This window comes from Paraburkholderia sediminicola (assembly GCF_046030555.1).
In the GTDB taxonomy this organism is placed as follows: domain Bacteria; phylum Pseudomonadota; class Gammaproteobacteria; order Burkholderiales; family Burkholderiaceae; genus Paraburkholderia; species Paraburkholderia sediminicola_E.
In genome coordinates, this window is sequence record NZ_JAQQCH010000015.1 from 1 (window position 1) to 13614 (window position 13614).

Annotated in this window: 10 protein-coding genes; 8 read left to right on the top strand and 2 right to left on the bottom strand. The window is 60.9% G+C overall.

The window, feature by feature from the left end:
* Positions 1 to 296 precede the first annotated feature (296 nt).
* Together PQQ52_RS21140 and PQQ52_RS21145 are read right to left on the bottom strand one after the other, a co-directional pair.
* Positions 297 to 605, bottom strand: a complete 309-nt coding sequence (locus PQQ52_RS21140; RefSeq protein ID WP_408215393.1) for a DUF4148 domain-containing protein — start codon at positions 603 to 605, stop codon at positions 297 to 299.
* A gap of 245 nt (positions 606 to 850) precedes the next feature.
* The gene (locus tag PQQ52_RS21145; RefSeq protein ID WP_408215396.1) at positions 851 to 1855 is read right to left on the bottom strand and encodes a LysR family transcriptional regulator; all 1005 of its coding nucleotides are present in this window, start codon (positions 1853 to 1855) and stop codon (positions 851 to 853) included.
* A gap of 174 nt (positions 1856 to 2029) precedes the next feature.
* Here PQQ52_RS21145 and PQQ52_RS21150 point away from each other — a divergent pair, with 174 nt between their 5' ends.
* The 8 genes from PQQ52_RS21150 to PQQ52_RS21185 all read left to right on the top strand — a co-directional run bounded on the left by PQQ52_RS21150 (position 2030) and on the right by PQQ52_RS21185 (position 13593).
* Positions 2030 to 2884, top strand: coding sequence for an alpha/beta hydrolase (locus PQQ52_RS21150; protein ID WP_408215399.1), 855 nt, complete (start codon positions 2030 to 2032; stop codon positions 2882 to 2884).
* 45 nt (positions 2885 to 2929) lie between these two features.
* Positions 2930 to 4141, top strand: a complete 1212-nt coding sequence (locus PQQ52_RS21155) for an efflux RND transporter periplasmic adaptor subunit (protein ID WP_408215402.1) — start codon at positions 2930 to 2932, stop codon at positions 4139 to 4141.
* Between the two features lie 87 nt (positions 4142 to 4228).
* On the top strand, positions 4229 to 7414 hold the full coding sequence (locus PQQ52_RS21160; protein ID WP_408215405.1) for an efflux RND transporter permease subunit: 3186 nt from the start codon (positions 4229 to 4231) through the stop codon (positions 7412 to 7414).
* A gap of 13 nt (positions 7415 to 7427) precedes the next feature.
* On the top strand, positions 7428 to 9023 hold the full coding sequence (locus PQQ52_RS21165; protein ID WP_408215407.1) for an efflux transporter outer membrane subunit: 1596 nt from the start codon (positions 7428 to 7430) through the stop codon (positions 9021 to 9023).
* 437 nt (positions 9024 to 9460) lie between these two features.
* On the top strand, positions 9461 to 10300 hold the full coding sequence (locus PQQ52_RS21170) for a MetQ/NlpA family ABC transporter substrate-binding protein (protein ID WP_408215409.1): 840 nt from the start codon (positions 9461 to 9463) through the stop codon (positions 10298 to 10300).
* A gap of 64 nt (positions 10301 to 10364) precedes the next feature.
* Positions 10365 to 11771: an LLM class flavin-dependent oxidoreductase gene (locus PQQ52_RS21175; RefSeq protein ID WP_408215412.1), complete on the top strand. Its 1407-nt coding sequence runs from the start codon at positions 10365 to 10367 to the stop codon at positions 11769 to 11771.
* Positions 11772 to 11783: 12 nt separating this feature from the next.
* The gene (locus tag PQQ52_RS21180) at positions 11784 to 12944 is read left to right on the top strand and encodes a methionine ABC transporter ATP-binding protein (RefSeq protein ID WP_408215414.1); all 1161 of its coding nucleotides are present in this window, start codon (positions 11784 to 11786) and stop codon (positions 12942 to 12944) included.
* On the top strand, positions 12937 to 13593 hold the full coding sequence (locus PQQ52_RS21185; protein ID WP_120344862.1) for a methionine ABC transporter permease: 657 nt from the start codon (positions 12937 to 12939) through the stop codon (positions 13591 to 13593). The genes PQQ52_RS21180 and PQQ52_RS21185 overlap by 8 nt, the downstream gene beginning before the upstream one ends.
* Positions 13594 to 13614 lie beyond the last annotated feature (21 nt).

Genomic DNA, 13614 nt, shown 5'->3' on the forward strand with positions numbered 1-13614 from the left:
GGCAAAGAGAAGTAAGTGCCTGCCCCGCACAGGGGCGACGCTAATAAACCAATAAGAATTCAAGGAAAGGCCAACGCCACAGGCCAACAGACAATAAGCGCCGCGCAGGCAAAAAAACCAAACCCAAACCCCAAACCATCAAGACGCCCGATAAGGCGTCCACACAGGCACAGGCGTATCCCTATCCCAATGATCAAGTTCAGACGGCGTCATAACATGCTCCTGTATAAAGAGTGCACAACCACCACCACAATGACTATTTCTTTCGGAAACCGAATCATCGCGATGCATCAGCCTCATTGCCCGGTGGCAACACGTGTCACGTCACCACTGCCACCTTCCTGCAATGCAATGCGCGCAGCCTGCGTCTGACCAATCAGACCTTTATTCGGATACGACGTACGATTCAATGCAGGCAGCGAGCCGTCACGATACGCCGCGACCAGTTCGGCCTTAACTTCAGCACGGGTTTTGCCGCCTGTAGTCGGTGCGGGTTGCGTTTCGTATGTGCCGGCGTGCCCAATCCCACCGCTATTGCTTTGAGCAAAAACCGGTGCGCTGGCAAGCAGCGAAAGAGCCAGACCTGCTAAGAGATTGCGTTTCATGATTCACTCCTGTCGATTCGTTTGCAGCACGAGGAGCGCTGCGACAGGGTGAAATGTAGACTTCGAGGCGACTCGGATAAATCGCACTTTCGCGAAATGAATTGTCGCGATTCCAGAACAATCGGTGCGACGTGCGAGTCTCTCGTACAACTGCAGGGCAATGACAGGACAACTGCGGACAACCGCAGCATTAGAGCCGCGGTTGGAATTCACTGTTCCAGATTCTGTACTTCAACTCGCGCGAATCAGGCAACCCACTCCGTTATCACCGGCGTATCGAGTGTCGGGGCAGATTCGCGTTCTTCGAAAGTACGCTTCGTGCACATTGCGTCCAGACTGCCGCGTCCGCTCAGCAATGGGCAGCGGTCGAACAACTCCGCGATCCAGTCTACGAAAACACGGACTTTAGGCGACAGATGCCGACTGTGCGGATAGACTGCGGAAATCGGCATCGGCAAAGGCTTCAGTTCCGGTAGCACTTCAACCAGCTGGCCTGAACGCAGATGCGGCAACACCATGAAGAGCGCCGGCTGAATCAGGCCGAAACCTTCCAGTCCGCAAGTTACGTAGGCATCGGCGTCGTTCACCGACACAATGCCCTTCATCTTCACTTCAATTTCTTTGCCATCAACCATGAAGGCCCAATCGATCGTGCGCCCCGTGCGGCTGGAAAAATAATTGACTGCTTTGTGATTCTCGAGGTCTTCGAGCGAAGCCGGCATGCCCGCACGCTCGATGTAGTCGGGGGCCGCGCACGTCACGCCCTCGAACAAACCGATGCGCCGCGCCACCAGCGACGAATCCTGTAGTGCACCCACACGTACCACGCAATCCACGCCCTCCTGCAACAGATCGACGGGCCGGTCCGTCAATCCAAGTTGCAGGTCGATGTCCGGGTAACGCGTGTGGAATTCACACAGCGAAGGGATCACCAGCAGGCGCCCGATCGATCCGGGCATGTCGATGCGCAGCTTGCCGTGCGGCTTCTTGTTGCCGCTCTGGAAGCTGGCCTCGGTTTCTTCGACGTCCGCAAGGATGCGCACGCAGCGTTCGTAATACGCCGCGCCGTCCGGTGTGAGCGACAAACGCCGCGTGGTCCGGTGCATCAGCCGCGTGCCGAGGAACGCTTCGAGGTTCTGAATGATGGTGGTAACCGATGCGCGCGGCAGGTCGAGCGTTTCCGCCGCACGAGTAAAGCTGTTGGTGTCGACGACGCGCGTGAACACTTGCATGGCCTGAAGCCGGTCCATTGCAAACCTCCAGATAGGGGCGGGCGCACTGAGCAGGAATCGAATCCGCAGAGCAATCGCATTCGATTGTTCAGGGGCGCCGAATTGTGTTGCCGGATTATAGGCATTTATTTACGAGTCTGCTGAACCCACAATTCGCACCATTGAAGTTCTATGCGCATTGCGCGGCTCGACATGGATGCATTTAAACCGCCGTACTCCTTTGTGCCCGCCGGCAGCGGCCCGGCGCAGGCAGACAGCACGGCACTCGACGTAACTGACGTGCAGATCGAAGGGCACGCGCAGGACATTACGTTGCGTTTGTACCGGCAGTCACAAAAAACCGCACTGCCAGTACTGCTTTATTTTCACGGCGGCGGTTTTACGAAGGGCTCGATCGATCAGGCCGAGTACGCCGCACGTTATTTCGCAGAACACTTACCGGCGCTCGTCGTCTCGGTCGGTTATTCGCTGGCGCCGCAGTTTCCGTTTCCGGCGGCGCCTGAAGACGCACACCGCGCGGCGCTGTGGGTGCAGACAAGAGCACGCGCGTTTGGCGGAAATAGCGGGAAGATCGGCGTGGCGGGCCACGATGCAGGCGGGCAGTTGGCCAACTGCCTCGCTTTTATCGCGCGGGACCGCGGCGACGTTCGCATTGCCGCGCAGGCGCTGTTCGGACCGATGCTGGATCCAAGCCTGACGCGCCTCGGCGACGAGCTACGGCTCAGTTCGGACATCACCGCGAAGGAATGCGCGGCGTGTTATCGCGCGTATCTGCCGCAAGCGTCGCAACGCATGCATCCGTATGCCGCGCCGCTCGAGTCGTCGCGCCTCGCGGGCCTGCCGGCCACGCTGATCGCGACGGCGCAAAACGATGTGCTGCATGTGGAGGCGGAGAAATACGCGAGCAGTCTGATCGACGCGGGTGTGCTGACCCAGGTGGTCCGCTATCCCAGCGTCTCGCACGCCGCGTTGGCCGACCATCCACCTGCGTTGCAGGAAGCAGTGCGATTTTTTCAGTGGCGCTTTGATTCGCGCGCCCATCGCTGAGACAGAAATAAGCAGAACTTTAATCAACGATACCGGGAGCCTCTCATGACTATCCTTCCTCTTTCCCGTCGCCGTGTGGCGATTGCCGCGCTAGCCGTCATCGTCGTGGCCGGGCTGGGCACGTTCGGCGCGATTCGTGTCGACGCGAGCTCGCCCGCCGCACCGACCATCGTGCCGGAGGTCGATGTTGCCACTGTGGTGCAAAAGACCATCACTGACTGGCAAAGCTATTCGGGCCGCCTCGAAGCGGTCGAAAAAGTGGACGTCCGTTCGCAGGTGCCGGGCACGATCGTGTCCGTCAACTTCAAGGACGGTGCGCTCGTGAAGAAAGGCGATACGCTGTTCGTGATCGATCCGCGTCCGTACACAGCCGAAGTCGATCGCGCGGAAGCACAGCTCGCGGCGGCGCAAGCGCGTACGGGCTACACGCAAAGCGATTGGGAACGCGCGCAGCGCCTGATCGCCGACAACGCAATCGCCAAGCGCGATTACGACGAGAAGCAGAACGCCGCGCGCGAAGCAAGCGCCAACCTGAAGGCCGCGCAAGCCGCCGTCGAAACCGCGCGCATCAATCTCGGCTACACGAAGATCGTTGCGCCGGTGGCGGGCCGCGTCTCGCGCGCGGAAATCACCGTGGGCAATGTGGTGGCCGCGGGGGCAGGCTCGGCACCGCTGACCACGCTGGTGTCGGTTTCGCCGATCTACGCATCGTTCGACGTTGACGAACAAACCTACCTGCAATACCTGAGCCGGGCGAAAGACGGCCGCAAGGTGCCGGTGGACCTGGGTCTGGCGGATGAAAGCGGCTACTCACGCAGCGGCACGATCGAATCCGTCGATAACCGGCTGGATACGTCGTCCGGCACGATTCGGGTGCGCGCGCGCTTCGATAACCAGGATGGTGCATTGATTCCAGGTCTGTATGCCCGCGTCAAGGTCGGCGGCAGCGAACCGCATCCCGCACTGCTGATCGACGATGCAGCGGTGGGCACCGATCAGGACAAGAAGTTCGTGCTGGTGGTCGACCAGAACAATCACGTCGTATATCGGGAAATCTCGGTGGGCAACATGCAGGGCAACCTGCGCGTCGTCAAGGGCGGTTTGCTGGCGACCGACCGGATCGTCGTGAACGGTATCCAGCGTGTGCGCCCGGGCGATGCAGTACGCGCTCACATGGTGCCGATGACCGCCGATCAGGACCCGAACGGCGCACCGCTCGCACAGACGCGAGCGAAAACAGCGGACAAGAATTCGTGAGTCTCGTGCGCCGCGTTTAGGTAGCGCCACCTTGTGTGGCCCTTCAGGCAGCCGTAGCGGCGCATGCTCCAACGTTAAGAGCTTCCCATGAACATATCCAAATTCTTCATCGATCGGCCGATCTTTGCCGGCGTGCTATCGGTATTGATTCTGCTGGGCGGCATCATTGCGCTCTTCAAGTTACCGATTTCGGAGTACCCGGAAGTCGTGCCGCCTTCGGTGGTGGTGCACGCGCAATATCCGGGTGCCAATCCGAAAGTGATCGCCGAAGCCGTCGCCGCGCCGCTCGAAGAGCAGATCAACGGCGTTGAGAACATGCTGTATATGCAGTCGCAAGCCAATAGCGACGGCAATCTCACGCTGACGGTGACCTTCAAGCTCGGCACCAATCCGGACCTTGCGACGCAACTGGTGCAGAACCGCGTCAATCAGGCGCTGCCGCGCCTGCCGGAAGATGTGCAGCGCCTCGGCATCACGACCATCAAGAGTTCGCCCACGCTGACCATGGTGGTCCACCTGATCTCGCCGAACAATCGCTACGATATGACGTATCTGCGCAACTACGCGCTGCTCAACGTCAAGGACCGGCTGGCGCGGATTCAGGGCGTCGGCGAAGTGCAGTTGTGGGGTTCGGGCGACTACGCGATGCGCGTCTGGCTCGATCCGCAGAAAGTCGCACAGCGCGGGTTGACGGCGACCGAAGTGGTCAACGCAATTCGTGAGCAGAACATTCAGGTGGCAGCCGGTGTGATCGGCGCATCGCCTTCGGTGCCGGGCACGCAATTGCAGTTGTCGGTGAATGCGCGTGGCCGTTTGAAGACTGAGGGCGAATTCGGCGACATCATCGTCAAAACCGCGCCGGATGGCGGCGTGACATACCTGCGTGATATCGCACGTGTCGAACTGGCGGCGTCGGAATACGGCCTACGTTCGCTGCTCGACAACAAGCCTGCGGTGGCCCTTGCTATCAATCAGGCGCCTGGTGCGAACTCGCTGGCGATTTCCGATCAGGTTCGTGCGGCGATGAAGGAGCTGGCGCAAGATATGCCGGCCGGCGTCGAATACAAGATCGTCTATGACCCGACGCAGTTCGTGCGCTCGAGTATCGAGGCGGTGATTCACACGCTGCTCGAAGCGATTGCGCTGGTGGTGATCGTGGTGATCGTGTTCCTGCAGACGTGGCGTGCGTCGATCATTCCGCTGATTGCGGTACCGGTGTCGATTGTCGGCACGTTCTCGTTGCTGCTGGCATTCGGCTTCTCGATCAATGCGTTGTCATTGTTTGGGATGGTGCTGGCCATCGGCATCGTGGTCGACGACGCGATCGTGGTGGTGGAGAACGTCGAACGGAACATTGAAAGCGGGCTCAGTGCGCGCGATGCGACTTATAAGGCCATGCAGGAAGTGAGTGGGCCGATTATCGCCATCGCGCTGACGCTGGTCGCCGTGTTCGTACCGCTCGCGTTCATGACTGGCCTGACGGGTCAGTTCTACAAGCAGTTCGCGATGACCATCGCGATCTCGACAGTGATTTCGGCATTCAACTCGCTGACCTTGTCGCCTGCTTTGTCCGCGCTGCTGTTGCGCAGCCACGGCGCAAAGGAAGACTTCCTGACGCGTGTGATGAATCGTGTGCTGGGCCGCTTTTTCAAGGGCTTCAACAAGGTGTTCCATCGCGGCTCGACGGAGTATGGCCGTGGTGTGAAGGGCGTGCTGCGCCGTAAAGGCGCGATGCTCGCGGTCTACGCGATCCTGCTGTGTGCGACGGTGCTGATCTCGCGCGTCGTGCCGGGCGGTTTCGTGCCCGCCCAGGACAAGGAATATCTGATTGCATTCGCGCAGTTGCCGAACGGCGCGTCGCTGGATCGCACGGAAAAAGTGATCCGCGATATGAGCGCGATCGCGCTGAAGCAGCCGGGCGTGGAAAGCGCGGTGGCGTTCCCGGGTTTGTCGGTGAACGGCTTCACCAATAGCTCGAGCGCGGGCATCGTGTTCGTTACGTTGAAGCCTTTCAAGGAGCGCGGCAACAAGAAGCTCTCGGCCGGTGCGATTGCCGGTGCGTTGAACCAGCAGTACGGTGCGATCAAGGATTCGTTCGTCGCGGTGTTCCCGCCGCCTCCAGTGCTGGGTCTCGGCACGCTCGGCGGCTTCAAGATGCAGTTGGAAGATCACGGCGCGGTGGGCTATGCCGAGTTGAACAAGGCTGCGGAAGCGTTCGTGAAGAAAGCGGCGCAAACACCTGAACTTGGACCGACGTTCTCGAGCTATCAGATCAACGTGCCCCAGCTGAACGTCGATCTGGATCGCGTGAAGGCCAAGCAACTCGGTGTGCCGGTCACGGACGTGTTCAACACGATGCAGATCTATCTGGGCTCGCTGTATGTGAACGACTTCAACCGCTTTGGCCGCGTGTATCAGGTGCGGGTGCAGGCGGATGCGCCGTTCCGTCAACGTGCTGACGACATTCTGCAACTGAAGACACGCAATGCTGCTGGCGACATGGTCCCGCTGTCGTCCCTGGTGACGGTGACGCCTACGTATGGCCCGGAAATGGTGGTGCGTTACAACGGCTATACAGCTGCCGACATCAACGGTGGACCGGCGCCGGGCTACTCGTCGGGCCAGGCGCAAGCCGCGGCGGAACGCGTGGCGGCCGAAACCTTGCCGCATGGTGTGAAGCTCGAATGGACCGACCTGACGTATCAGCAGATCATCGCCGGCAACGCGGGTTTGTGGGTGTTCCCGATCAGCGTGCTGCTCGTGTTCCTCGTGCTGGCCGCGTTATATGAAAGCCTGACGCTGCCGCTCGCGGTGATCCTGATCGTGCCGATGAGCGTGCTGTCCGCGCTGACGGGGGTGTGGCTCACGGGTGGCGACAACAACATCTTTACGCAGATCGGCTTGATGGTGCTGGTGGGGCTATCGGCGAAGAACGCGATTCTGATCGTCGAGTTCGCCCGGGAGTTGGAGCATGACGGGCGTACGCCGCTGGCGGCGGCAATCGAGGCGAGCCGCTTGCGTTTGCGTCCGATCCTGATGACGTCGATCGCTTTCATCATGGGTGTGGTGCCGCTGGTGCTGTCGAGTGGGGCGGGTTCGGAGATGCGTCACGCGATGGGTATCGCGGTGTTCTTCGGCATGCTCGGCGTGACGTTGTTCGGCCTGATGCTGACCCCTGTGTTCTATGTGGTGCTGCGTACGTTGGCGGGCGGGACGATTCACGTCGCGCAGAAAGACGCGCCGCACCTTGGGGCGCCGGTGACGGACGCCTGAGGAGAAAACAATAATGAAACGTCTTGATTCTTTTGGTGGGTGGGGCCGGGCGGCTACCAGTGGTTTGCTGGTTGCATTGCTCGCCGCCTGCTCCGTGGAGCCCACGTATAAGCGGCCGGAGGTGGATACGCCGGTCGCATTCAAGGAAACGCCCGCTGCTGCGACGGGGGCGTCGGCTGCGTCCGCTGCATCGGCTCAGGATGCCGGCACGTGGAAGCAGGCCCAACCTGCCGACGACGCGCATCGCGGCGAATGGTGGACGATTTTCGGCGATCCGCAGCTTAACGCGCTGGAAGAGCAGGCTGCTGCTGCGAACCAGGACCTGAAGGCGGCTGCGGCGCGTGTGCAACAGGCGCGTGCGGTGACGCAGGCGGCAAAGTCGGACTGGTTCCCGAAGTTCGATGCGGGTTTTGGCCCGACACGTGAACGGGCATCGGCAGCGTCGCAATTCCAGCCGGATAGCGCGGGCGGTACGAACGGCACGATCTGGCGTGCCCAGGTGGGTGCATCGTATGAAACCGATCTGTTCGGGCGGGTCGGGTCGAATGTGAATGCGACGCGTGCGGACGAGCAGCAAACTGAAGCGCTGTTCCGGTCGGTCCAGTTGTCGTTGCAAGCTGATGTCGCGCAGAATTACTTCCAGCTGCGCGAGCTCGATACGGATCAGGATCTGTACCGTCGTACCGTGGCGTTGCGCGAGGACACGCTGAAGCTGGTCGAGCGGCGTTTCAAGGAAGGCGATATCGGCGAACTGGATGTTTCGCGTTCTCGCAACGAACTGGCGAGCGCGCGGGCCGATGCGGTTGGCGTGGCGCGTCAGCGCGCAGCCTCCGAGCATAGTCTCGCGATTCTGCTTGGCAAGCCGCCGGCGGATTTCTCGTTCGCGGAAGCGCCGCTCGCGCCGGTGACGGTGCGTGTGCCGCCGGGTCTGCCGTCGGCGTTGCTCGAACGCCGGCCGGATATTTCGGCGGCGGAGCGGGCGATGATGGCGGCGAATGCGCGGGTCGGTCTGGCGAAGTCGGCGTTCTTCCCGAAGCTCGATATCACGGGTGGGGCTGGCTTTGAATCGGCCACGCTGGGCGATCTGTTCATGTGGTCGAGCCGCGCGTTCATTCTCGGGCCATTCGCCGGTACCGCGCTGACGCTGCCTCTGTTCGACGGTGGTCGCCGCAAGGCGAACCTCGCGCAAGCTCGCTCGAAGTATGACGAAGACGTGGCGCAATATCGTCAGCAGGTGCTGGTGGCGTTCCGTGAGGTTGAAGATAACCTGGCCGATCTGCGCTTGCTCGACGATCAGATGCGTGAGCAAAACGATGCGGTCACGGCTTCGCAACGGGCAGCGCATCTGTCGCGCACGCAGTACACGGAAGGCGCGGTCAGCTATCTGGATGTGATCGACGGCGAGCGGCAGGTACTGACTTCGCAACTGCAGGCGAGCCATCTGTCGGGCACGCAAGCGGTGGCGACGGTGAATCTGATTCGCGCGCTGGGCGGCGGCTGGGGCGATGCGAAACCTGCGGGTGATGACGCAGTGGGGGCAGTTGCACCGGCTTCGACTTCGGCTGCTGCAACTGCTTCTGTGCCGGTGGATCAGGTGGCGAAGCGCTAGGGTTTGCTGCTGAGGCATGGCTGCAGGACGCCGGATCGCGCGAAAGCGCATCCGGCGTTTTTTCTTGAGCGCCGTGTTGATCGCACTCGGCGTGACAGACGGCTTGTCGCCTGTTTCAGGATGTTGTGGTTTTCAGGTCCAACTGGCGATCCTGGCTCCCCCAAATCATTTTTCCCGCTTTCCTTCCCAAAATCCGTTCGTAGACCGCTGGTTTCCCGCCGTCTATCATGATTCGCACCTCATCTGGAGAGAGGCGATGACCTGTCCGACCTGCCGCTGTCCGCGCTGATCCGCTCGCGCGTTCCATTACTGCTGCGCGCCGGTTAAACCGCGCGTTGCAGATTTCTGTTGTCCGACTGATTCCGGCACGCTCGCCCGCATGCCGTGGGATCGGCTCGCCTCGAAACACGCCACGCCCCAAACCTGACGAGATCACCATGCGTATTTCTCTTGCTACCGTACGACGTCTTTTCCGCGCGCCGGCTCTAACGCTTATCGGCGCGCTTGGTTTCGCACTGGCGTTGCCGGCGGCGTCCGCAGTCGCGGCAGACACGCCCACGCTGAAAATCGGCACCGCCACCAGCCCGCAAATCGAGGCGCTCAAAGTGGCCGCGCGCGAGGCGAAGGAGCAAGGGCTCGATGTGAAGATCATCGAGTTCACCGACTGGAATACGCCGAACGCGGCGCTTGCCAACAAAGATATCGACGTCAACTATTTCCAGCACATTCCGTTTCTCGAGAACGCAAAGAAGCAGGGCGGCTATAACTTCGTTGCAATCGCGCCGGGCACGATCATGAAGATCGGTCTGTACTCGAAAAAGATCAAACGCTTCGACGAATTGAAAGACGGTGCCACTGTCGCCATCGCTAACGATCCGGTCAACGGCGGGCGCGGTCTGTTGTTGCTGCAACGCGCCGGTCTCATCAAACTGACGCCGGGCATCGACTATCGCGCCACGACGCTCGACATCATCGACAACCCGAAGCACCTGAAGATCGTTCAGCTCGAGGCCTCGCAGCTGGCCCGCTCTCTCGACGACGTCGATCTCGCCCAGGGCTACCCGAGCTTCATCAAGCTCGCGGGCACCACCGATCCGAATAGCGCATTGTTGTTCGACGGCCTGGAAAACAAGAACTATGCGATCCAATGGGTGGTGCGCCCGGAAAGTGTCAACGACCCGCGCATCCGCAAGTTCATCTCGATCTATCAGCATTCGCCCGCTGTGCGCGCCGCGCTCGACAAAGCCTTCGGCAATCTCTACGCCGTCGCCTGGTAAGTCGCGCAGCCAGGTCACGCAACCAGGCACGCAGCTAGCGTTGTATAAAGCAAGGAGCCGCACGATGGCGAAGAAAAAGATCCTGCTGAACGCGTTCAACATGAACGCGGTCGGTCATATCAATCATGGTCTGTGGACGCATCCGCGCGACCGTTCCGCGCGTTACACCGACCTCGATTACTGGACGAGCCTTGCGCAAACGCTCGAGCGCGGCAAGTTCGATGGGATTTTTCTCGCGGATATCGTCGGTGTGTACGACGTTTATCAAGGCGGCCCCGAAACGCCGTTGCGCGAATCGGTGCAGATTCCGATCAACGATCCATCGCTGATCGTGCCCGCGATGGCGCATGTGACGAAGCATATCGGCTTCGGCGTCACGTCGAATCTGACTTATGAGCCGCCGTATCTGTTCGCGCGCCGCATGTCGACGCTGGATCATCTGACCAAGGGCCGGGTGGGCTGGAACATCGTCACCGGCTATCTGGATAGCGCGGCACGTGGCATGGGTCTCGCGCAGCAGATCAGCCACGATGACCGCTACGACCGCGCGGACGATTACATGGACGTGGTTTACAAGCTATGGGAACAAAGCTGGGAGGACGATGCGGTGGTGCGCGATCGGGCGACGCGTATCTTTTCGCATCCCGACAAGGTGCATCGCGTAAAACACGACGGTCCGTACTATTCGATCGACGCCATTCATTTGAGTGAGCCGTCGCCGCAACGCACGCCGGTTCTGTATCAGGCGGGCTCGTCGAGCCGCGGCGTCGATTTCGCGGCACGTCATGCGGAATGCGTGTTTGTTGGCGGTCAGAACAAGCAGCTCACGCGCTCCATTGTCGACGATATTCGAGCACGGGCGGTGAGCTTCGGCCGCGCGCCTGACGATATCAAGATCTTTGCCGGCATCACCGTTGTAGTCGGTGAAACAGAGCGTGCCGCGCAGGAGAAATTCGAAGAATACCGGCGCTATGCGAGCGCCGAGGGAGGTATTGCGCACTTCTCCAGTTCGACCGGCATCGATTTCTCGCAGTACGAACTGGACGAACCGATTTCGTATGTGAAGACCGAATCGATGCAATCGGCGGTCGAAGCGATTTCGAAGAAGAGCGTGAGCGGCGTGTGGACCAAGCGCAAGGTGCTCGAACAGATGACGCTCGGCGGCCGCGCGAAACCGGTAGTTGGCTCGCCGCAGCAGATCGCGGATGAGTTGGAGTCGTGGATCGAAGAGGCCGGCGTCGACGGATTCAATCTGACACGTACCGTCATGCCCGAATCGTTCGAAGACTTCGTCGATCTGGTGGTGCCGGAATTGCAGAATCGCGGTGTCTACAAGGAAGACTACGACCCGGCGCCGACGCTGCGCGAAAAGCTATTCGGTGGCGGCCGTGCGCGGCTGCCCGCAGTGCATGCCGGTGCGCAGCATCGGCGTAGCGTGCAAACCGGTGCGCCATCCACCGTGGAAGCATAGGGGAGCGAAGCCATGGCTAATCTATTCGATGTGCCGCAGTTCATTGAAGACGCGCCGTCGTCGCTCGCCTTGAATCGTGTTGCGGCCGATGCCGAGCGAGAAGCCGTCGTATTCGACGACGTCGGCAAGGTATTCACCAGCACGCGCGGTGTGCCGACCGCGGCGCTTGCGAATGTCACGCTGAATGTGGCGCGCGGCGAAGTGTTCGGCATCATCGGTCGCAGCGGCGCGGGCAAATCGACGCTGTTGCGGCTCGTCAATGGTCTGGAAAAGCCAAGTTCCGGTGCGGTGCGCGTGAATGGCGTGAGCGTCGGCGAGCTGGACGAACGTGGACTCGTCACGCTGCGGCGCCGTATCGGCATGGTGTTCCAGCATTTCAATTTGCTCTCCGCGAAGACGGTACGCGAAAACATTGCGTTGCCGCTGAAAATCGCCGGCGCGCCAAAAGCGGCGATCGACAAAAAGGTCGACGCCTTGCTCGAACTGGTCGGTCTGTCGACCAAGCGCGACGCCTATCCGGCGAGTTTGTCCGGCGGCCAGAAGCAGCGCGTCGGGATCGCGCGGGCCCTCGTGACCGACCCGGACATTCTGCTGTGCGATGAGGCGACGTCCGCACTCGATCCGGAAACAACGCAAGCCATTCTCGCGTTGCTGCGCGATATCAACCAGCGGCTCAATCTGACCATCGTGCTGATTACGCATGAGATGCAGGTCATTCGCGAAGTCTGCGATACGGTGGCGGTGATCGAGCGCGGCGAAGTGGTGGAAACGGGACCCGTATGGCGAGTATTCGGCGACCCGCAGCATGACGCGACGCGTGCGTTGCTGCGCACCTTGGTGCATGACCTGCCTGCGGACCTGGCCGCGCGAGTGAAACCATTTCACGAGATCGAGCAGGCGGATGCACAGATTCTGCTTGATGTGCGCTTCACCGGCAGCGATGCACGTGAACCTGACCTCGGCGGGCTGACGTCCGCATTGAGCATTGAAGGCGGCCGGGTGAGCTTCGTGCATGGCGGCATCGACCGGATTCAGGGGCATGCGCAAGGGCGCCTGGTGATGTCGGCAGAAGTGCGTGCGAACGCGGATGGCACGGTGCAAAAGCAGGTCGCGGCGCTGCTCGAGCGCGCGCGTCACTATGCCAATCATGTCGAGGTGCTCGGCTATGTCTGATCTCTGGCTCTCGGAACTCGCCGATGCTATTCGCGACACCATCGTCATGGTCGGCGTATCCGCCTTCGTGGCGGCGTTGATCGGCATTCCGCTCGCACTGGTGCTGGTCACCACCACACGCGGCGGCATCTTTGAAAAACGAGTGGTGAACAGCACGCTCGGCGCGCTCGTCAATGCGTTTCGTTCCACACCGTTCATCATTTTGCTGGTTGCGCTGCTGCCGCTCACGCGTTTGCTGATCGGCACGACGATCGGCGTATGGGCGGCAATCGTGCCACTCAGTATCGCGGCAATTCCTTTTTTTGCACGCGTGGCTGAAGTGAGCTTGCGCGAAGTGGACCGCGGCTTGATCGAAGCCGCTCAGGCAATGGGCGCGCAGCGCCGGCATATCATCTGGCACGTGCTGCTGCCGGAAGCGTTGCCGGGCATTCTTGGCGGCTTTACGATCACCGTGGTAGCGATGATCGGCTCCTCGGCAATGGCGGGCGCGGTCGGCGCCGGCGGCCTCGGCGATCTGGCGATTCGCTACGGCTATCAGCGTTTCGATACCACGGTGATGGTGACCGTGATCGTGTTACTAATCGTGATCGTGACGGCGGTGCAGTTCGTCGGCGACCGCTTCGTGCGACGGCTTGCGCAACGTGCATGATCGTCGCCACTCATGCGCTAT

Coding starts and splice junctions, on each gene's coding strand:
- PQQ52_RS21140 (WP_408215393.1), bottom strand. CDS start 605: ATGAAACGCAATCTCTTAGCAGGTCTGGCTCTTTCGCTGCTTGCCAGC.
- PQQ52_RS21145 (WP_408215396.1), bottom strand. CDS start 1,855: ATGGACCGGCTTCAGGCCATGCAAGTGTTCACGCGCGTCGTCGACACC.
- PQQ52_RS21150 (WP_408215399.1), top strand. CDS start 2,030: ATGGATGCATTTAAACCGCCGTACTCCTTTGTGCCCGCCGGCAGCGGC.
- PQQ52_RS21155 (WP_408215402.1), top strand. CDS start 2,930: ATGACTATCCTTCCTCTTTCCCGTCGCCGTGTGGCGATTGCCGCGCTA.
- PQQ52_RS21160 (WP_408215405.1), top strand. CDS start 4,229: ATGAACATATCCAAATTCTTCATCGATCGGCCGATCTTTGCCGGCGTG.
- PQQ52_RS21165 (WP_408215407.1), top strand. CDS start 7,428: ATGAAACGTCTTGATTCTTTTGGTGGGTGGGGCCGGGCGGCTACCAGT.
- PQQ52_RS21170 (WP_408215409.1), top strand. CDS start 9,461: ATGCGTATTTCTCTTGCTACCGTACGACGTCTTTTCCGCGCGCCGGCT.
- PQQ52_RS21175 (WP_408215412.1), top strand. CDS start 10,365: ATGGCGAAGAAAAAGATCCTGCTGAACGCGTTCAACATGAACGCGGTC.
- PQQ52_RS21180 (WP_408215414.1), top strand. CDS start 11,784: ATGGCTAATCTATTCGATGTGCCGCAGTTCATTGAAGACGCGCCGTCG.
- PQQ52_RS21185 (WP_120344862.1), top strand. CDS start 12,937: ATGTCTGATCTCTGGCTCTCGGAACTCGCCGATGCTATTCGCGACACC.